Source organism: Bacillus sp. BHET2, from assembly GCF_005938125.1.
GTDB lineage: Bacteria > Bacillota > Bacilli > Bacillales > Bacillaceae_B > Rossellomorea.
In genome coordinates, this window is record NZ_VCQN01000001.1 from 1,674,455 (window position 1) to 1,694,918 (window position 20,464).

Here is a 20,464-nt window from a genome sequence, read left to right on the forward strand (position 1 = left end):
GTTGGATTCTGAAGAGGTCATTCAGAAATCCGTTTGTGCCACTACAATTTTTTTAAAAAGGCTGTTTTCGTAAACTTTGTTGCTTTTTGATAGTGTGTAGTGATTTCCGCAGCAGGTGCTCGCTTTCCGCTGGGCGTGAGCTTGAGCCTCCTCACCATCTATCGCACTCACTCATAGACAAAGCCTTGACAGCTCCTATGTTAGAAAAAAACAATCTTTGCGAAAATAGCCAAAAAAAAGAGCCTGGGAAATCCCAGGCTCAACTAAGCTTACCAAATCATTTCTGCCCACTCAGGGTGGTCAATAAATGGGTTTCGGTTTCCTTGATATTGTTCATAAATGATGTTATTTCTGCGAATTTCCCTGGCATCGACTGGATCTTGTTCATTCCATTCAAGAAGGACGGACATTTTCCCCATATAAGGGGCACTTCCGTTGTTGACGTTATTGTTCAGTTCTAAATCCAGTTCACCACTGTCCCCTTCATAGCGGACGTCCATATAGAAAATCATACGTGCAACGTCACCTTTTACTTCATCACGGGGTTCCCAGGAATCGCTGTCGTAGTAGTTGCCCGGCGCTTCGCTATGCTGAGTCCCACCATTATCAAAGTCTAGATTTCCTCTTGTAGAGTTGACCGATACATCGGTCGGTCTTAAATGATGGAGGTCCGTTCCTGGTCCTTGGGCCGTCCCAAAGTCTCCATGGGATTTCGCCCATACGTGCTCACGGTTCCAGTCGTTTATTCCGCCGCCGTTTGTCGTTTTCGATTGGGAGCGACCGGAATATAGAAGGATGACGTTATTCGGATTGTTCGGATCTTCATCCGTATTGCGTAACGCACCCCACACAGCATCATAGGAAAGGGTTTGATGGTCGTCGATGATGTTATGTAATGTCGTTTTCAACGATTCCCCCGTTTTCCCTTCTGCTGCATTATAGTATTCTTCATAAGCAGGTGGATCGCTTGGATCTGTTCCGCCATCTTCCACTGATTCAAATGCAGTTGTCGACTTCACTCCCGGATGGGAGAAATAAGCCGTTATACTTCCGGTCACTTTGATTTTTTCACCCATCAAAGCCGGATTGCTTTGCAGTCCATAGCTTGATCGATAAGAAGATGGAATTTGAACATACACCATCTGATCGGTACTGGATTCTGACGGTGTGGATGCTAATGCTAATGCATAATCGTTCGGAAAGTTACTCGTGACAACGGATGACGTCGAAGTGGGCTGTCCGACCACATACCCCTCCACTGTCTGGTTGAATCCATTTTGATTCGATATGGCTTGATCCACTGTGTAAGGGGAACTCCACGTCCCGTTTCCGGCAGCACTCATTTGACTTGGAGATACCTGACTGCACGCAATCGTAAAAAGAAATACAAAAGCAAAAATGCCAATGACCTTTTTCTGTAATACCTTCAAACTACTTCGCCTCCTTGTAATGTGACTACATATTTAGCGTACTACACCAATTGTCATAATAGAGTAAATTTTGTGTAAATAAGGGAAAATGAGTCTAATTGCATATCTCCATTGTGTGAACGATTCGATAATTAAAAATATCTATTGATATCAGTTAAATGACTCTTTTTATTCGAAGGTATGGTATTGGTTCGAAAATTGAGTCATGATTGAATTTCGATAATCTTTATAGTAGAACAAAAAAAGCACCAGCCCCTATAAGGACCAGCACTCCCTTCTACATTCCTTCTACGAAAACCGAAGCTCCCATGCCCCCGCCAACGCATAATGAGGCAATTCCTTTTTTCAATTCACGACGCTTCAACTCATGAAGTAAAGAGACGACGAGTCGAGCACCTGTGCACCCGACCGGATGTCCGATACTGATGCCGCTTCCATTCACGTTAACTTTTTCCCGATCAAGACCAAGTTCTTTTTCTACGGCTAAATACTGTGCCGCAAATGCCTCGTTAATTTCGAATAGATCAATATCATTCAATGACCAATTATCAGTCGTATGTAACCCCTTTTGAATGGCCGGTACCGGACCGATCCCCATCACCTTCGGATCGACGCCTGCCACAGAGTAACCGACGATTCTCCCAAGAGGCTGTAATCCTCTTCGCTCTGCTTCCTCTTCACTCATTAAGATCAGGGCGGCTCCTCCGTCATTCAGGCTTGAAGAGTTTCCGGCAGTAACCGTCCCTCCTTCACGGAATGCAGGCTTCAAGTTCTGCAACTTTTCCACCTTCAGCCCTTCTCGGGGACTTTCATCTTTATCAATGACCTTCTCACCTTTACGTTCCTTTACGGTAAGTGGTACGATTTGTGAATCGAAATAGCCTTTTTCCATCGCTGCTACCGCCCGCTTATGACTGAGAGCTGCAAATTCATCTTGTTCTTCCCTGGATATGGAGTGTAATTCGGCAAGGTTTTCGGCGGTTTCCCCCATCATTATGCCATGAATTGGATCTTCAAGTACCTCCCAAACCGAATCACGAATTTCGCCGTGTTGAAGCCGTTGACCAAATCGGTGCTGTTTCAAAATATACGGACTGGAGCTCATTGCTTCGACCCCTCCTGCCAGCACAATATCCGATAAACCTGTTTGAATTTGCATGGCTGCTGAAATGATGGCCTGCATGCCACTTGCGCATTGACGTTGAATCGTATAGCCCGTCGTGGTGTCATTGAACCCTGCCAGTAACGCTGCCGTTCTTGCCGTATTCGGCTGATCGGTCCGTTGGATGCAGTGCCCGAGGATCACCTCATCTATATCACTTGAGGATAATCTGCTTTCTTTCGCTACTTCTTTCATGACAGGTACGATTAAGTCTGTCGGGAGAAGGCCCTTTAATGCCCCTCCAAATGCTCCAACCGGTGTTCGGAGAGCTGATGTGATGACTACATTTCTCATTTTGTCACTTCCCTTTCCTATCAAATTACATCATGATGCCACCATCAACATGGAGTACGGTGCCATTTACATAGTCACTATCATCTGATGCCAGATACAAGTATGCCTTCGCGATATCATCCGGTTTTCCTAATCTCCCAAGAGGAATCATCGCTTTCATTTGATCTATGACTTTTTCAGGGACTTCTGCCACCATGCTCGTTTCAGTAAAGCCAGGTGCAACTGCATTGACGTTGATTCCTTTCTTTCCTAACTCCTTTGCCCATGTTTTCGTCATTCCGACTACGGCTGCTTTTGTTGCAGCATAGTTGGTTTGACCGACATTTCCGTACACACCGCTTACAGAAGAAGTGTTGATGATTTTCCCTTTTCCATTTTCGATCAGGTGGGGGAGAACCGACTGAGTACAATTGAATACACCCGTTAAATTCACATCCAGTACCTTCTGAAAATCCTCTTGGGACAGCTTATGAACCATACCGTCCCTAGTAATCCCCGCATTATTGATCAATATATCGATCTTTCCGAAATGTTCCTTTACTTCTTTAACAAAAGAATCAACGGATGAGCGGTCCGCTACATCTCCTTGAAAAAAGGTTGCTTTTCCCGTACCCATTTTGTTCAACTGTTGTGCTTTTTCTTCCCCGGCATCCTGATTGAAATCCACCAGGGCAACATGACACCCTTCTTTTACAAATGTTTCTGCGGCTGCATATCCAATGCCGTTTGCAGCGCCCGTGATTAAGGCAACTTTCCCTACAAGTCTCATGCCAGCTCCTCCTTCGTTTGCAAGAACGATTCTATTACTTCAAGCAATTGATCTATATCATCTATTAGTGGGGAATGCCCACTATTCTTTAATTCTACAAATGTAGCGTTTTCTCCTATATCCTCGACAATTTCCTCGGTCATTTCTTTTGTAATCACATAATCCCTGTCTCCTCTTAACACCAGGACCGGGATTGCAATGGAGCCCGCTTCTCCTGTACCATCAACAAGACCATTGTGGACGTCGCTTATATTAAATGTATTTAATGCTTGATAAATATCGGCCAAATTCCGTTGGGTCCTCATATCATCGATGTATTCTTCGTATCGTTCCTCTTCCGGCTGATTATGGGAATAGATCAGGGCATTCCACAGGGTGCGTAAGAACTCCCGGTCATTTCCGTCATAGGCAGCCTGAACCGGGACTGTTTTGCCACTGTCGTCTATCACTTCATCAATCGTACCCAGGCGATTTCCTAAATCAGGTGTGCCGTCCGCTTTCGTACCGAAGAATGGATAGCCTCTTGTGGAAGCGGAAGCCAGTAAGATCAGATCTTTGCAATAATCGGGATAATCGACGACAAATTGCATGGCGACCGCTCCGCCTGTCGACCACCCCATCATGGAAAAACCACTGAGCCCTAGCAATTCCACCCAATCTTTCAAATCATCTGACAAGTCTTTTATACTCCCAATCTCACCATGATAGCTGGACTCCCCGAAACCTCTCATATCAACAGCATAAATCTTATAGCTTTCATCCATTTTATCGAGAACCACATCCCAATGTTTGGATGAGGTCATATTCCCATGCACCAGGACCAACGGGATATGTCCCCCACTCCGTTCCCTGTAAGCGAACGTTTCTCCATTTCCAAGCAATACTTTCTTTAGTTGAACCGTTTCCATATTGTTTTCCCCCTTTTATGAATTCCCCCAAAGTATGGTGGTCGCTCCCCAGGCATACCCAATACCGGCACTGACTAAGACAACTACATCCCCATCCTTCAGCTTCCCTCTTTCTTCAGCCAATTCCAGTGATAGTACTTGATCAAATTGCCCTATATGTCCGTATTCTTCAAGATAGATGGATTGCTCTTCCGTGAGTCCCAATTCTTTTAATACGTAACGATGTGCTGACTTTTTCATGTGAAGCATGGCAACATAGGAAATATCTTTTTCGTCGAATCCGCTCTGATAGAGGGATTCTCTGACGACCTTTATGAAATGGTCCATTGATTTCTGTTCTAGTCTCCTTTTCATGCCTTCAGGATCGGTCACGTCAAGCTTATATCTACCTAAGGATTCTCCTGTCAGGGGCTCTATTGTTCCGCCTACTGGGACAATGACGTCTTCTGAAAATGAGCCATCGGTGATGATGGCTGTTTCCAATACAACATTCTTCTTAAGGTTTTTTTGGAGAATTACCGCTCCACCGCCAGCGGCCAGGTTGAACATAAATCGGGTTCTGCTATTCTCATAGTCTATGAAATCACTGTTACGGTAACCTCCTGCAAGAAGCACTGTTTTAATGGAAGGGTCCGTTTCCATTAAGCTTTTTGCAAGTTTCATTGCCATAATGGTCGTTCCGCATCGCAAGGAAACGTCAAATGCCCAGGCATTGTATGCGCCGATTTCTTCCTGGAGCTTGATACCGGCTGTCCAAAGGAGGTATTCTTTATGTTCTTCCCCCACATAAATGACCACATCGATATCTTTGGGCTCGATGCCTGCTTTTCCAATTGCTTTCTGTGCCGCTTGAATCCCCATGGCACATGTATGATCCCCCGGACCTGGAACCGTTTTCTTCTTGATTCCCATTTTGCTTTCTACAACCTCTAAAGGAAGTCCTGCTTTTTCCGCAATTTCCTCACTTGTCATGATAGTTGAGGGTAAATAGAATCCGGTACTTAGTATGCCGATTGTCATGGGTATCCTCCCTTTTAACTTGCGATATTTTTCTCTTCTTTCTGTTCTTGTTTCACACGTTTCCTTTTCTTGATTTTCTTGAATGAACCCACAATTCCTGCCGGGAAGAACATGACAGCCAGAATATAAAGGATACCGAAGAAAATGATCCAACGTTCAAATATCGGATACGTTTTGGCCAGTTCTACTAACCAGTGGTGGGCAAATTCAATCAATGCAGCACCGACAATCGGACCAATCAGTGTCCCGACTCCACCGATGATGGTCATCAATAAAGCGTCCAGGGTCACATCCATTGTAAATACACTTGTATTCACGAATCGTAATGACATGCCGTACAATGAACCGGCGAAGCTAGCTACAACGCCCGCAATCACACTGGCTATTATTTTATAATGAAGAACCTGGAATCCGATTGACTCAGTCCTTTGCTCATTTTCACGGATCGCCTGAAGAACCGATCCTGCGGGAGAACGGGTAAACCTCTTTAATAACAGAAAAATGACGACCATAGCACCGAGACAGATGAAGTAGAAAACGAGACGGTCCTTCATTAACTCTGGTGTCCGAAAAGTGAACCCATCATTTCCAAAGGTTAAGCTTCTCCACTTTTCAGCACCGACAAGGAACAATCCTGCGAATGCAAGGGTCAGCATGGCATAGAAATGACTTTTAAGCCGTAACGTCAAGAGTCCGACGATATAGCTGACGATTCCCGCTATGACGGAAGCGACCAGGATGGAGACAACTAGCCAAAACATAGTAGGTTCCATCCGGTCGAGAAAGATGCCTGTCGAGTAGGCTCCGATACCAAAGAACATAGCATGCCCGAAGGAGACAATCCCTGTATATCCAAGAAGAAGGTCGTAGCTCATGGCGAAAATGCCAAAGATAAATACTTGTGTCAGGAGAATCATCATGCTTCTCGAATCATTGAAGAATGGATAGACGATAAGAATCCCTAATGCTATCCCTAAAAAGACGTTGTACCGAAGAAGCTTCATTTCCTCACCCCTTTAATGTAAATAATCCCTGTGGTCTGAAAATCAGAACCAGTGCCATTAAGATCATATTGATGGCAAGGGAAAGTTCAGGAACATAATAAGTCATAAACGAGCCTGACAATCCGACTAAGATCGCCGCAAACAATGATCCAGGAAAGCTTCCCATACCGCCGATCACTACTACGATGAATGCAAGAATTGCAAACTCCATGCCCATTTCGGCATAAATGACACCGGAGTAAGGAGCAAGCAGGACACCACCCAGTGCAGCAAGTGCAGACCCTACCATGAAGACGAACATAAATACTCTCCTTATATTAATACCAAAGGCTTCGACCATTTCTTTATTCATGACACCTGCCCGGACAATCAATCCGATTCTTGTTCTGTTCAATATTAGCTGAACAATGGTGAAAATGAGCAATCCTACGAGGATGATGAAGATGCGGTATTTAATGACGATTATATCCCCTATCGCCCAACTTCCCGCTAAGTAGTCTGGCGCTTTAGCAGGTAGCTGGTTTGGTCCCCATACGACCTTCAACATTTCGGATAGAACGAGCATGAATCCTAACGTAATGAGAATTTGTTGCACATGGTTTCCATACACAGGCTGTATGATGAACTTTTCCGTTACTAAGCCTAAAACCAATCCCGTTCCAATCGCCCCTATGATTCCTAGCACAAAGCTCCCCGTTACGGTATAAACCCAAACACCGCTATAAGCTCCCCAGGCAAACAATCCGCCATGGGCAAAGTTCAACACATCCATTAATCCGAATATGAGCGTCAAACCTGCTGCCAGTAGAAAAATCAGCATCCCGGTCGCAAGCCCATTCAGTGCTAGGTTAATGATGAGGTCCATCCCATTCCCTCCTTACGCAATTCCTAAATATTTTCTCTTCATCTCATCATCTTTCACCAATGATTTCATCTGCCCATCGTGAACAGTCGTGCCATCGTCGATAATATAGAAACGGTCCCCGATTTGACTTGCCATGATAAAGTTTTGCTCAACAAGCAGGATCGTAGTCCTTTCCTTCATTTCCTCAATCGAATGCATCACCTTTTCGACTACGATCGGAGCGAGCCCCTTACTCGGTTCATCAATCAAGATCAGATCGTTATTATTTAAATATGCTCTCGCAATGGAGAGCATCTGCTTCTGCCCTCCGCTTAAATTGCCGCCTGCTTTCCTCCAGAATTTCTTCAGGTCTGGAAACAAATCAATGATCCAGTTCATTCGATCCTCGGTTTCCTGGTCCTGTTTTTTCATGGCCACCTTCATATTCTCTTCTACGGTTAAATCGCTAAATATCCCTTGATCCTCAGGAACATACCCGATACCTTTATTGGCGACTTTAAAGGTGGGGAGCGTTTGAAGTTCCTCCCCTTTATAGATAATTTTCCCTGAGGAGGACGGTGTGAGTCCCATGATGCTCCGGAGGCTGGTCGTTTTGCCCGCACCGTTTCTTCCTAATAAAACCGTAACCTCTCCTTTCTTCACTTCAAACGAAACCCCTTGGAGGATATGATACTGTCCGATATATGTCTCGATGCTTTCTACTTTAAGCAGTGTACTCATCGTATAATCCCCCTAAATACGCCGATTGTACTTGTTCATTTTTCATGATTTCCTTCGGATGATCGTCTGCCAACAACCTTCCATTGAATAACACCATGATGCTATCGGACAAATCCATGATCATATCCATTTTGTGTTCAATGAGGACGATCGTTTTCGTTCCTTGAGATTTGATGGTTCGAATTACTTCCAGAATAGTCGGCACTTCTTCCAGGGACATCCCTGCTGTCGGTTCATCTAATAGTAGGATTTCTGTATCAAGGGCAAGAAGCATGGCAATTTCAAGCTTCCTCTTTTCTCCGTGTGCAAGATTGACTGCCAGTGATTCCGCTTTACCACTAAGCATCACAAGCTTTAATAAATCATACGATTCGGTCATCATTTCACTAAATGCATGAATATTCCGGTGCATCACATACCGGATTCCGTGCTTGGATTGTACCGCTAATCTCACATTCTCTAAAACCGTTAAGTTCGGAAATACATTGGTCATCTGAAAGGAACGACCAATCCCCAGACGGGCACGTTTTGTTGGAGATAACCTGGTAATCTTCCTCCCTTTAAGGAACACCTCTCCACTCGTTGCCTTCAATTGACCACTTAATAGATTAAAGAGCGTCGTTTTCCCTGCACCATTGGGACCGATGATGGATTTGAATTCTTTTTCGGGTACAGAAAACGTGACATCATCAACGGCAGTGTGGCCTCCAAACGTAATGCTCAAATTCTTAGTTTCTAAAATATTCAACTGTCTTCACCCCGCTAGAATTTTCTAAAGGGGGCTGACTAGAAACAAAGTGCCAAAACACACCTGTCAGTCACCCCCCTCTTATTCCCTTATGTTCTATTTAGTTACGAATCGGAGGCGCGGTTTCTTCCGGTGAAAGCTCTCTAATCAGTACCGGAACAGGATATGGAACTCCTTCTTTCTTCTCAAGCTTGATGGCGTACAGCGTTTGTAGGGCCTGATGATCTTCTTCACGGAATGTCATCGTTCCCTTCGGCGTATCAAAACTCATTCCTTCCATCGTATCTATGAGGGTGTCAGGATCCAGGTCACCTTCTGTTTTCTTGATCGCCTCTACAATAGAGATCGCTGAACTCATTCCACCAGGAGTGAAGAGATCAGGTACTTCCCCGTCATATTTCTTCTTGTGTTCTTCCACTAACCAGTCATTGACCTCATTGTTAGGGAGTTCATGGTAGTAGACACTGAAGCCTTCCATCCCAACGAGGGGCTCCATGGCGGATAGAGCAGCAATATCAGGCGCTCCTGTAGATATTTTGATCCCTTTTTCCTGCAACTTCATATCCCCGATCTGGCTCCAAGGGGAATTGGCTCCTGCCCAGATGACAAATAGATAATCCGGTTTACTATCAATGACCTTCTGGATATTGGATGTGAAATCGGTCGCCGCAGGATCTGCATACTCCTCGAGGACGATTTCTGCTCCCAGACCTTCAGCCGTTTCTTTAAATGCGGCCACCCCATCACGGCCAAAGGAGTAATCCGGTGCCAATGTGGCAATTTTCACCCCATCCTTCGCAATCGCCGCTGCTCCGGCAATGGCATCCTGAGAAGAGTTGCGAGCTGTCCTGAAGATATACCGATTAAACTCAGAACCTGTAATACTATCCGCTACCGCTGGTTCAACAATCATGACCTTCTCGTATTCTTCAGCTAGTGGAAGCACTGCCAGAGTATCACCTGAGCTTGAAGAACCGACCAGGAAATCGACTTCATCTTCCTCAAATAGTTTCGTCGCTTTCTGAACCGCTACTTCTGGTTTCGTTTCAGTGTCTTCATAAACCACTTCTATTTTCTTACCGTCGACTTCCATCGTCCCATCTGTTGCATACATGAGTCCCAATTCAAACCCACGCTGCGTCTGCTTTCCATATGACTCAAGTGCCCCTGTAAGGGAAGCAAGTACCCCTATCTTCACTGTTTCCTGTCCGTTTTCATCCCCGTCCCCCGAACCTCCGCTGCTTTTTGAGCCGCATGCACTAGCTGTTATCAATAAGCATGACATCAGCACCACTAAAGCCGTCCACCTAAACGATCGTTTCATATTTTCTCCCCCTCTGAGATTGAATTAAAGCGATAAAAGCTTTGATTTCATCATAGGGGAGGAGAGTTACAAATGAGTTACAAAAATCCGGGTACTTGGTTGGAGTAATAGACAGACCCGTTAGGATTCACATTTGCAAGATTGAAAGAAAATCGTTTTCGACCAGGATTTATATTATAGAGAGTCCGACCTGTTTATGGATTAATGATTCTTTTCGTCAGCCGAAACATGCCCTCCATTTTCAAAAACACGAAAACTCCGGCAACACATAAAACAACCATGTTCCCAACCTTCATTTTCCTATATAATGAATCTACTAAATGTTAGTGAAATTGGAGGATTGATCCTTGAATATATTTCAGCAATTTCAGCGCACAATCATCAAAAATTACCTGTTAGGAAGTTTCATAGCAGTCTTCGGTGTCGGTTCCGTGTTTATTTTTCAAACTCTTTCTCTTAAGCAGGACGAGTTATTTGCCATGGGGAGCATCATCTTCCTATCAATCATCACCATGTTCGGCTTTGAATTCTCGGTGTATCAGAAACATATCCGTCCGATTAAACGAATCTATAAAAGAGAGGGAACACCCGAATTGCCCCTTCTCCTTGCAGCCTATCAACAAGCAGAAAAGTTCCCCCTTTTAACAGTTAAACGGATCTTGCTCCCTCATTTTCTGGGGCTTGCTCTTCCGTCGACTTTGTTGACGGTCCTCTTCATCAGTGGAGGAGGTCTTTCGATTCCGTATTCATACATTTTTTATGCCTGGTGCGGTGCTTTTTTAGTGGCCATCCTTCATGCGTTAATTGAATTTTTCTTAACCTTTAAAGCTTGTCACTGGCTGCAGGGTGATCTTATCCGGGAAACGATTGAAACATATGGGGTCGATCCATCTAGCCAGTCCACAGTATTTATTAGCTTGAAGCGAAAGATCCTGGCGGCTTCACTGTTTCTTGCCCTATTTCCCATCCTGCTTTTCTCTCTTGCCTCTCAGATTCGCTTATCCATCGCAGGTTCCACACTCTTAGTAGACTATTGGAAGTGGGCTGGATCTCTGATTCTCATCATCACGCTTCTCGCTTTCTACGGAGCGCTCCTTATCTTCAAGAGCATTGAAGCTCCGGTAAAGGAACTGGTAAACCGATTTGAGAAAGTAGAGAAAGGTGATATGGCTCCTGTCGTAAATACATACACAGATGAGTTTTCCCACCTCTTCTCCGGGTTTAATCATATGGTAGAAGCCATCAATCTTCGTGATCAGAAAAACCAGCAGCTCCTCGACCAATTCTTCGCAGTGGTCGCAGGTACATTGGATGCAAGAGACCCCTACACTGCAGGTCATAGCAAGCGTGTGGCCGAATATTCTGTCCTGATTGCCAAACAGTGCAAGTGGTTAGTTAAGGATATAGACTTACTCAATAAATCGGCCCTTCTTCATGACATTGGAAAAATCGGCATTCGGGATGATGTGCTTCTAAAAGAAGGCAAATTAACTGATGAAGAGTTCGCCCAAATAAAACGTCATCCTACTATAGGTGAAGAGATTGTCAAAGGGGTCCAGTTAACGGAAGAACTTCTACCAATCTTGCCTGGTATCAAGCACCATCATGAGCGGGTCGATGGCGTTGGATACCCTGATCAATTAAAGGGAGATGAGATTCCTGTGTTCGGACGATTGATTGCGGTCGCCGATGCTTTTGACGCCATGACCTCTGACCGTCCTTATCGAAAAGGAATGCCGTTTGAGAAAGCATTCTCCATCTTGATTGAAGGCAAAGGAACACAATGGGATGAGGAATTTGTAGATGCGTTTTTAGAGGGAATGGAGTTTAAGAACAGTCGGCAGACAGGATGACGGCCGAGGCCATGTACGTCGGTACTCCTGTTTCAAGCAGCAAAAAAGGATCAGATCGCAGGTCGATCAGATCGCAGGTCGATCTGATCCTTTTCTTATTTATTTCGGCATACCTTTACCCTTTACTCCAATGATCATTTCGTACATTTCACGGGTCGCATTCATCGGCCCGACGCCAAGTTCCGTGTCAAGAATGTCCTTGCAGCGTTGGAACCATTTTAACGATTGGGGGCGGTTATTCTTCTGATAATAACCATACATGAGAATCCGGTAGGCTTCTTCCCACAGTGGATCATGTTCGATGATTTCAAGACAATAATTGATGGCTTCATCCACCTGTTCCGTCCTGACTGCGAGCTGGGCCCGTTTCTCCAATCCTCTCAAGTATAGAAGATGAAGCTTCTCTCTTTCCTTCTCGGTCCACCATGTACCTTTGCGGTCGGGCAAGAACATGCCTTTGTAGTAATGAAATCCCCTTTCCAAGTATTGAATGGACTTCTCCACATCATTTTCCTTTAATCCTTCCGTGATCCAGCCCGTAAATTGATCGGCATCGTACTCAATGCCCGCCACCGGATTTAACCCGTAGCCTTCTTGATGCCTGCCAATGAAGAATGCTTTTCCTCGTGCTTCACGGTTGGGCTCCAATACATTATTCAATGCGTTGAGCGCCACCTTGAAATCACGGTCCGACCCCGTCCCCTCCGGCCAAAGTTCCTCGATGATTTCTTCTTTCCGTTTTAATTGGTTTCCCTGGATCAGGAGGTATTGAAATAATTCCTTCGCTTTCTCCCTCTGCCATTGTTTCTCTTTGACTCTATGATCTCCTAACCGAATTTCAAAGCGACCCAGGGTTTGAACCTTGATTGTGTATCCTGGGTGAGAGGAGATGGAATCGTATCCCAATCTGGTTAGTAATTGATGGCAGTAAGGAGCATGAATACCTTCATGACAGGCTCTCACCACTAATGGAATCAGGATTTGTAAATCTTTCGGACCGAAAGTAGTCGGCTTAAAAAAGATAAATTCATACTCTCCCATTTGGACTTCATTTAAGCAGGATGTCATGCTTTCAACGAACAAGTCATCATGATCAGTTATGTGAGCGATAGCGCTTTTCCACAAGTCTGTCATCATCTTACCGTATCGATCACCGCATGCATCGAACTGGCTGCCTGCCCGGTCGAAGTATATCCTCGACTCTTCGAACGCTTCCCTGAAGAAATCCGTCATCCCCACACTCAGAAGAATAAGGGAATGCAACCACATATCTTCTACTTTCTCGGTTTCATGAAGTGCTTCTTCGGCTAGTTCTTTCGCTTTTTGAAACTCTCCTGCTCTCGCATATAGGATCGACAAACCCATCAGCGGCTCTGCTTTGCCCCGTGAAACATTGATCTGATTCATCAATTCCAATGAAGTTTCATAGCAACTTTTCGCAAGTGCTGCGTCATAATCACTGATAAGCTGAACGGCATGGCCCATCCTGATCCATCCACAGGCTTCCACGAATGGTGATTTCCCTTTGATCCCCTGACTGATTCCCTGCTGCGCCAAAGCTTTGGCTTCATTCCCATTCCCCATGAATGATTGGATGAGTGATAATAGTAATTCCTTCTCCCGGTGAGATTGGGGAAGCTGGTCTTCACTTTCTTTGAAGAGAAGGACCTGCTTAGCTTCTTGAAGCTTACCTGTACGAAGGAGCATCCTTGCTTCAAGATTTCCTTCCACTTTCATAAACCCGTTCTTCTTTCCCTTCTCATACCACAGTTTTGCCTGCATCGCTTTTCCGGAGTTCACCAGGTTTTCTGCTATCAATACGTACAGCCGGTTCTTTTCTTCAAGATATTCTTGCTTATTCCCTCCCAGGCATTCAATGGCCTTTAGTAAAAACCGCTGCGCTTTTCCTGGCTGAATCGTATCTAAGTAAATTCGCCCAATCCCCTCATACACTTTACTCAGCATAGCCGGGTCTCCCTCTGCAAGACTGATACCACTGGTATACGCTTTTTCCGCTTTTTCATAAAACGAACGATACCGAAAGAACTCTCCCTGATAAAACCATAAGGAATAATATTGATTCTTCAGCAGATCGGGTATTTCCCCTAAGTAATCACCAAGCGTTTCAAGCTGTCCTCCCTTGATCATCCCGTCGGCTTCCCGGACTAAGATAGCAGAAACAGCCTCGATGTTTTCCATTTTCATATAATGAAAAATGGCTTTCTCCCACTTCCCTTGCCGTTCAAAGAATTGGGCGCATTTCAGTTGCAACTCCCTATACAGACCCAGGTTTTCCGTTTTTAATTTCCGTTCTAAAAACGTTTGGAACAAGGCATGAAGACGGTAATAGTCTGATCCTTTCATTTCGTGGAGAAGGGCATTTTTTTCTGACAGCTGTTTTAGCATTTGCACCGACCCCGGAAGTTCAAAGATGGCTTCGCATATACCTCCGTGGATTTCTTCAAGTATCGAGATTTGCTTCAGAAACTGCTGGACAATCGGAGTCTGTTTGGAAAACACCTCATGAGCCAAATAATGAAAAAGTTCTTCAAGGGAGGAATGCTGCTTTTCAACCATTAGAATATCAGGGTTTTCCTGAAGCTGTGAATGAATCATACTGACCGCAATGACCCATCCTTCAGTTAAGTCACAAATCCCATCCAGCTGAGATTCGGGAATGGCCGTTTCATGAAAGTCAGTTAGTAGCACTTCCACCTCTTCTTTCGTAAGGCACAAATCGCTTTCCGTTATCTCCAGCAATTGACGGGATAGTTTAAGCTGTATAAACGAAGCCCACGAAGGTTTAGTTCTTGTTGAAATAAAGAAATGTAGATGGCCGGGTAAATGTTCAATGACCTTCTCCATCCACTGATTAATCAGGAAGGAATGGTCTACAAGATGGTAGTCATCGACAATAATGGTGAAGGGATGGGGGATTTTCATGCACTCGTTTATAAATAACGCACTTAATCGATAGATATCTTCATCTTTACTATATTGCCCCATAGATAGCAGTGTTTCCTTCAGTTCTTCGCCGAAATGGGGAAACTGCTTCTGAATGCTGTAGACAATATTCGTGACAAAAGGGATCAGTCCGTCATCAGTCTGCGTAATGGAGTACCAGCAATGCAACGGATTCACATCTTGCAAAAACTGACTGATGGCCGTGCTCTTTCCGTATCCGGCACCTGAGTGGACGATCATTAATTTATAGTTTGTAACCGCTCTCATCTTTTTCATTAAACTCGGACGCCTAATATATGAATCCTTAACTACAGGCGGCACAAATTTGGTTTCAATGATTGGAATTTCGATTGTCACACTACCACCCTCAAAATAAACGAATTTTCTTACTATTCTATCATATTTATATTGGATGCATGGGGACAACTAGTACTAAAATGGAAATTCTATGATAAAAAAAGATACGGCTCATTGATTGAGCCGTATCTTTCGTTTTGTTATTTTCTAAATTGCATATCCCATTCATTGATGGGCCAATAGCGGAGATCCACTTTCCCGACAATCTGTTCCCTGTCGACAAAACCGAAGTAGCGACTATCCATGCTCCCCCTGCGATTATCTCCAAGAACGAATATCTTTCCTTTCGGGACCGTTTTCTCACCAGTGATTTCCTGAAGGGTAAAGTCACCGGTAAGCTTGCTGCCGATATACTCCTGCTTGAATTTGTCCAGGTATGATTCAGGGTAATACTCCCCGTTAACATACAGCTTGTCGTCTTTGTACACTACCTTATCTCCAGGTAGTCCGATTATTCGTTTCACATAATCTTCTTTTTCATTCGCATGGAACACCACTACATCAAAGCGATCCAATTCCCCAATATGATAACCGATTTTATTCACAACTAGTTTATTTCCATCCTGCAATGTCGGCATCATGGATTCACCTTCCACCACATAGTTGGAAAAGAGAAAGGTCCGAATGATAATGAAGATAATTAGTCCAATTCCCAAGGCTTTAATCCATTCAAGTCCTTCTCTTTTTACCTCTTCTCTCAATTTGATTCCTCCTGCTTTTTCCGTTCAATTCGTTGATCTAATTCCATTTTCTTATTCAGATGTATCTCAATTCGTTTTCCTACAAACCATAAAACGAAAATAATGGCCACGACGATTACTGTACGCATAGGTTGTTTTACTAATGATATAATATCATATCCTATAAAGCTTATGGTGAAGATCATCACCATTTTCCCCGTTACCACCGCAAGCATATATTGAGCGATGCTAATGGAAGATAATCCTGCAACTACGTTCACTACGGCCGACGGAGTAAACGGGAAACACAACAAAATGAACAACGGTCCAAATCCATGCCTGTCTACCCATTTGGTTAAGCGGTTCACTTGCCTGTTCTTTCTTAAAAAGCGAAAGACCTTCGTCTCTCCGTATCGCCTAACCAGCAAAAAGACAATCAGGGCACCAAGAGTCGCGCCAATCCACGAAAACAGGAAGCCCCACCATAGCCCGAAGGCATTGGCATTGGCCGTCACGAACACCACCAAGGGAAGAAACGGAAGAAATGCCTCCAACAGTGGAAGCAAGATCCCTGGAATCGGTCCAAACGAACGATACTGTTGAATCAGATCCATCATATTTTCTAGTGTAAACCATTCTTTTATCGTATTGATATTCATATTATATGTTTCCCCTTAAACGACCATGAACACAAAAGCACATTTCATCATCACAGTACTTACTATATTCATCATATCACACCAGAACCGGATTTCCATATTGTTAACTCATGCGTCGTTTTTATTAATACAAGGTTGCCTAATATGGGGAATTGTAAACCTACTGAGAGGGGTTATTTTTAGGTTGGGGCTAGGAGTTTGGTGTGCGTGATTTGCCGGATATCGATGAATGGCAGATAAAAATGTTTTCCGGGGTGACAAATTCTGAAAACGGCAGATGATTTTCCCTCACACTTCTTCCAGCCTCCAATCTTCCTGTTCTTTCCTCTGATATTATCGACTTTTCCGTTTTATTATCGACTCTGGGCATTATTTTATCGACTTCTTCATTTTATTATCGACTTCACCACATATATTATCGACTCCCTCATTGCCCTTCCAAATAAAAAACCGCCATCTCCATCTGGGAATGACAGCTCTCTCTTTTATAAATATTCACCAAACCAATCCACTATCTCCTGTAAACGAGCTTCACGCAAGGATGGCTTTCCGGTCCTTGACAGATTATGGTTGGATTCTGGGAATCGGACGAATTTCGCCTCTTTTTTCTCACGCTTCAATGCGATGAATAGCTGTTCGGCTTGTTCGATTGGACAACGATAGTCCTTCTCGCTATGAAGGATCAACAGGGGGGTGTTCATCTCTGTCACATAAGCGAGAGGGGAGTGCTTCCAAAGGGTTTCGATGTCACCCAGGTCCCTTTGTATTTGCCATTCTGAGAAATAGTAGCCAATGTCACTTACTCCGTAAAAACTGATCCAGTTGCTGATGGATCGCTGGGTGACAGCCGCTTTAAATCGATCGCTGTGGCCGATGATCCAGTTGGTCATGAAGCCTCCGTAGCTTCCACCCGTTACGCCTAAACGGGTTTCATCGACAAAAGGGAATTCCTTCAGTACGTAATCCACTGCCCGCATGATATCCTCATAATCACCGCCGCCGTAGTCTCCTCTAACAGCATTGACAAATTCTTGACCATATCCGTGACTCCCTCTCGGATTGACGTACAAAACCGCATAACCTTTACTCGCGAGCACCTGAAATTCATGGAAGAAGGTGCTTCCGTACATCGTGTGTGGACCGCCGTGTATTTCGACGATAAGCGGGTATTTCTTTCCTTCTTTATACCCGACAGGCTTCATGATCCAGCCTTGGACAGGCCAGTCTTTTGCACCCGTATACATAAACGTTTGGGGTGAAGACAATACGCGGTCCTCTAGAAAGTCCCCGTTCAAGCTCGTGACTTTGGTCAACTCTCCAGTCGGCACATGAAGCGTATACAACTCTCCCGGTTCCGTCGGTTTACTCATGGCCAACAGGACCATTTGCCGGTCTGAATCCAGATCGAATCCGTACACATGCTGCTCTTCCTGTAAGAGTGCAGGGTAAATGGCTCCTTCGATGTGAGCATAGTAAAGAACCGTATTGCCCGAGTCCGATGCCAAAAAATAAAAGCTCTCATTATCGATTGACCACTTTATTCCCGTTTGGGATGCGCCCTGGATGCTGTCGCTATTGAGAAGATCCCCTACTTGGACATCCATGCCTTCTGTCAGGCAAACAGAATATCCAGCGCCAAGCTCATGTATCCAAATCTTATTATGGGTTGCATTCTCAAACTCCCGGCCGTGACCAATGTAGGCAAGGTGCTTTCCATCTGAAGACCAGCTCGCTCCCCCATAGTAACCGGAAGCTTCATTCATCCGCCTAGTCTCTTTTGTTTCAAGTTGAAATACATATAAATCAGACTGAAACGAGAAATCTTTGTCTTCCTTCTTATCGGTTGAAAAGGCAAGATATTTGCCATCCGGGGACCATGAGTGAAGGGTGTAATCATGGTCATCATCCATTAGCCTCTTCACTCCCTTAGACTTTAGGTTCACGATGGCGACCTGAGAGCGGCTTTCGTCAAGGAAGCCCTGATCATCACTTTTATATTTCATGCTTGTCGTAATGAATGGCTTTAGTTTCTCCTTTTCGTCTTCCTTTTGGTCGAACGTCTCACCTTTCTTCAGGCGAATCGAGAAGGCTACCTTTTCTCCACAGGGAGACCAGACTGGGTTAGAAACACCTTTCTTACAATCGGTGATCCTCTCTGCCTCCCCTCCATCCCGGTATATAAGATAAAGCTGATTGATACCGGATCGATTTGAAATAAAGACAATCCGTTTCCCATCAGGGGACCACCTGGGCGCCGACACTTTCTCTTCGCCGAAGGTCCATTGACGTGTGGACAGATTTTTAAGATTAATGCTATGTAAGGATGATAAATAGTCGTTCTTTTCTTTACACATGACAGTTTGGACAAAGATAGCTTCTTCTCCATTAGGGGAGAAGCTTGGATCCGAAACGGCCTTTAGTTTATAAAGATCGTCGATTTCTATTCCTTTATTCATATGTTGGTACCTTCCTTTCTTGCATTCCTCTGTATGATTTCGACGCTTTCAATACGATTCCCTTTATGCTCGTCCTAATCAACCGTGTTGAGATGCTTGATGGATAAAAAAGTGGATTCACTTTCATAATAGAAACAAAATCAAATTCTACAACTTTCCCTATTGAAAGTAAATTGAATTCAACGTAAAATAAAAATACGAACATTTGTTCTATAATTAAATGAAAAGGAGTCTTTTCATATGACTAGAATTCCAGAAAACGATCGGAACATTTTAGAGCAGGCGATTTATTTACCCATGGTGTTGACGATTTTAAATCGTGATCTACAAATCGTTGACAGCAGCCCATTTAAATTAAAGCGACCGTATGTAGAAATGATAGAGGAGACGATGAAGGTCATTCAGGGAGAACTGGCTCATGTCAAAAAGTACATGAGGACGAACAAAATGAAGGTTGAGAGGATGCAATCGGATGATGCCTTTACGATGTACATGTTTCTCTATAAAGGTTATGAAGAACATCATAATTACTTCAACCCCCGCCTCCGAAACCGGGTCGAGGATTTAATGAGACATTATTTGTATCGCAGATTTATGGAAACGAAGACGGATACAACCAAAGAAGCGTGATGTTATCTCACGCATCGGTTTTGTGGATATGTCGATTAAAATAGAATGTCTTCACATTATTTGTTTGGGTCTGGGCCTTTGTGTTGTATTTACTCTCCATTTCCGAAACCCTTTGAGTGTAAGCGATACGCAAATCGGATGTGCGGAGCATTTGATTTTCAAAGGAACTGTAAGATATGGGAACCATGCAGGATTCATTATTGTGAAGAAAAACCTTCGTCGTTCCATTGTGTGAGCGTTCGTATCCGCGAACATGGGAGTGGGAAACCCAGGTACATTCCTGTTTCACTGGAGAAGATGTTGGAAATAGATAGATGGACATATCAGGATTCACCATGATAGGGGCTTTATAGATGATACCCGTTAGTTTTTTCGTGCCTTCTTTTCTTCCCTCATAGGAGCAGCCAAAGAATTCACAGCTTTTCTTTAAGATATCAAACGGTTTGAATGGGGACACTAACACGTCATCTACCTCTATGATTTTAGTAAATGTCCTGGCGCCGTATTCCATAGGCTGAAGGATCATCGTATGGGGGTTCACTTCATATTCTTCTATAATTCGAGATTTTTCTCTCATTTCATCGCCTCCATTTACATTTTTCACCAAAATAATACCACAAT

General features: G+C 44.1%; 17 protein-coding genes. 2 read left to right on the forward strand and 15 right to left on the reverse strand.

Going from position 1 to position 20,464, the window contains the following annotated elements; translation table 11 throughout:
- Positions 1-269: 269 nt before the first annotated feature.
- From FGG79_RS08515 to FGG79_RS08560, 10 genes are all read right to left on the reverse strand, one after another.
- On the reverse strand, positions 270-1,430 hold the full coding sequence (locus FGG79_RS08515) for an endonuclease (protein WP_481747259.1): 1,161 nt from the start codon (positions 1,428-1,430) through the stop codon (positions 270-272).
- Between the two features lie 277 nt (positions 1,431-1,707).
- Positions 1,708-2,886: a thiolase family protein gene (locus tag FGG79_RS08520; protein WP_138777278.1), complete on the reverse strand. Its 1,179-nt coding sequence runs from the start codon at positions 2,884-2,886 to the stop codon at positions 1,708-1,710.
- Between the two features lie 25 nt (positions 2,887-2,911).
- Positions 2,912-3,655, reverse strand: a complete 744-nt coding sequence (fabG, locus tag FGG79_RS08525) for a 3-oxoacyl-ACP reductase FabG (protein WP_138777279.1) — start codon at positions 3,653-3,655, stop codon at positions 2,912-2,914.
- Positions 3,652-4,563, reverse strand: a complete 912-nt coding sequence (gene phaZ / locus FGG79_RS08530; protein WP_138777280.1) for an intracellular short-chain-length polyhydroxyalkanoate depolymerase — start codon at positions 4,561-4,563, stop codon at positions 3,652-3,654. Before phaZ ends, fabG begins: the two co-directional genes overlap by 4 nt.
- Positions 4,564-4,578: 15 nt before the next feature.
- The gene (locus FGG79_RS08535; protein WP_138777281.1) at positions 4,579-5,583 is read right to left on the reverse strand and encodes a 3-oxoacyl-ACP synthase; all 1,005 of its coding nucleotides are present in this window, start codon (positions 5,581-5,583) and stop codon (positions 4,579-4,581) included.
- Between the two features lie 14 nt (positions 5,584-5,597).
- Positions 5,598-6,587 carry a branched-chain amino acid ABC transporter permease gene (locus FGG79_RS08540; RefSeq protein WP_138777282.1) on the reverse strand — a complete coding sequence of 330 codons (990 nt, stop codon included), beginning with the start codon at positions 6,585-6,587 and terminating at the stop codon, positions 5,598-5,600.
- Positions 6,588-6,591: 4 nt separating this feature from the next.
- Entirely contained in the window at positions 6,592-7,452 is an 861-nt protein-coding gene (locus FGG79_RS08545) for a branched-chain amino acid ABC transporter permease (RefSeq protein ID WP_138777283.1), read from the reverse strand.
- A 12-nt stretch (positions 7,453-7,464) separates the two neighbouring features.
- A complete protein-coding gene (locus tag FGG79_RS08550) occupies positions 7,465-8,172 on the reverse strand; it encodes an ABC transporter ATP-binding protein (protein ID WP_138777284.1) in 708 nt (235 codons plus the stop codon).
- Entirely contained in the window at positions 8,156-8,920 is a 765-nt protein-coding gene (locus tag FGG79_RS08555; RefSeq protein WP_138777285.1) for an ABC transporter ATP-binding protein, read from the reverse strand. Before FGG79_RS08555 ends, FGG79_RS08550 begins: the two co-directional genes overlap by 17 nt.
- A gap of 100 nt (positions 8,921-9,020) precedes the next feature.
- Positions 9,021-10,244 carry a substrate-binding domain-containing protein gene (locus FGG79_RS08560; RefSeq protein WP_138777286.1) on the reverse strand — a complete coding sequence of 408 codons (1,224 nt, stop codon included), beginning with the start codon at positions 10,242-10,244 and terminating at the stop codon, positions 9,021-9,023.
- A gap of 347 nt (positions 10,245-10,591) precedes the next feature.
- Here FGG79_RS08560 and FGG79_RS08565 point away from each other — a divergent pair, with 347 nt between their 5' ends.
- Complete coding sequence (locus FGG79_RS08565) at positions 10,592-12,097, forward strand: HD-GYP domain-containing protein (protein ID WP_138777287.1); 1,506 nt, start codon at positions 10,592-10,594, stop codon at positions 12,095-12,097.
- A 99-nt stretch (positions 12,098-12,196) separates the two neighbouring features.
- Here the strand turns inward: FGG79_RS08565 and FGG79_RS08570 are convergent, their stop codons facing one another.
- The 4 genes from FGG79_RS08570 to FGG79_RS08585 form a co-directional block, all read right to left on the reverse strand.
- Entirely contained in the window at positions 12,197-15,418 is a 3,222-nt protein-coding gene (locus FGG79_RS08570; RefSeq protein WP_138777288.1) for an AfsR/SARP family transcriptional regulator, read from the reverse strand.
- A 140-nt stretch (positions 15,419-15,558) separates the two neighbouring features.
- The gene (lepB, locus tag FGG79_RS08575) at positions 15,559-16,119 is read right to left on the reverse strand and encodes a signal peptidase I (RefSeq protein ID WP_138777289.1); all 561 of its coding nucleotides are present in this window, start codon (positions 16,117-16,119) and stop codon (positions 15,559-15,561) included.
- Entirely contained in the window at positions 16,116-16,757 is a 642-nt protein-coding gene (locus FGG79_RS08580) for a TVP38/TMEM64 family protein (protein ID WP_138777290.1), read from the reverse strand. The genes lepB and FGG79_RS08580 overlap by 4 nt, the downstream gene beginning before the upstream one ends.
- 485 nt (positions 16,758-17,242) lie before the next feature.
- Positions 17,243-19,213, reverse strand: coding sequence for a S9 family peptidase (locus FGG79_RS08585; protein ID WP_138777291.1), 1,971 nt, complete (start codon positions 19,211-19,213; stop codon positions 17,243-17,245).
- Positions 19,214-19,453: 240 nt separating this feature from the next.
- Here FGG79_RS08585 and FGG79_RS08590 point away from each other — a divergent pair, with 240 nt between their 5' ends.
- The gene (locus FGG79_RS08590) at positions 19,454-19,843 is read left to right on the forward strand and encodes a YhjD family protein (protein ID WP_138777292.1); all 390 of its coding nucleotides are present in this window, start codon (positions 19,454-19,456) and stop codon (positions 19,841-19,843) included.
- Positions 19,844-19,850: 7 nt separating this feature from the next.
- Here FGG79_RS08590 and FGG79_RS08595 read toward each other — a convergent pair whose 3' ends face one another.
- Complete coding sequence (locus tag FGG79_RS08595) at positions 19,851-20,420, reverse strand: competence protein ComK (protein WP_138777293.1); 570 nt, start codon at positions 20,418-20,420, stop codon at positions 19,851-19,853.
- Positions 20,421-20,464: the final 44 nt, after the last annotated feature.

Coding starts and splice junctions, on each gene's coding strand:
- FGG79_RS08520 (WP_138777278.1), bottom strand. CDS start 2,886: ATGAGAAATGTAGTCATCACATCAGCTCTCCGAACACCGGTTGGAGCA.
- fabG (WP_138777279.1), bottom strand. CDS start 3,655: ATGAGACTTGTAGGGAAAGTTGCCTTAATCACGGGCGCTGCAAACGGC.
- phaZ (WP_138777280.1), bottom strand. CDS start 4,563: ATGGAAACGGTTCAACTAAAGAAAGTATTGCTTGGAAATGGAGAAACG.
- FGG79_RS08535 (WP_138777281.1), bottom strand. CDS start 5,583: ATGACAATCGGCATACTAAGTACCGGATTCTATTTACCCTCAACTATC.
- FGG79_RS08540 (WP_138777282.1), bottom strand. CDS start 6,587: ATGAAGCTTCTTCGGTACAACGTCTTTTTAGGGATAGCATTAGGGATT.
- FGG79_RS08545 (WP_138777283.1), bottom strand. CDS start 7,452: ATGGACCTCATCATTAACCTAGCACTGAATGGGCTTGCGACCGGGATG.
- FGG79_RS08550 (WP_138777284.1), bottom strand. CDS start 8,172: ATGAGTACACTGCTTAAAGTAGAAAGCATCGAGACATATATCGGACAG.
- FGG79_RS08560 (WP_138777286.1), bottom strand. CDS start 10,244: ATGAAACGATCGTTTAGGTGGACGGCTTTAGTGGTGCTGATGTCATGC.
- FGG79_RS08580 (WP_138777290.1), bottom strand. CDS start 16,757: ATGAATATCAATACGATAAAAGAATGGTTTACACTAGAAAATATGATG.
- FGG79_RS08585 (WP_138777291.1), bottom strand. CDS start 19,213: ATGAATAAAGGAATAGAAATCGACGATCTTTATAAACTAAAGGCCGTT.
- FGG79_RS08590 (WP_138777292.1), top strand. CDS start 19,454: ATGACTAGAATTCCAGAAAACGATCGGAACATTTTAGAGCAGGCGATT.
- FGG79_RS08595 (WP_138777293.1), bottom strand. CDS start 20,420: ATGAGAGAAAAATCTCGAATTATAGAAGAATATGAAGTGAACCCCCAT.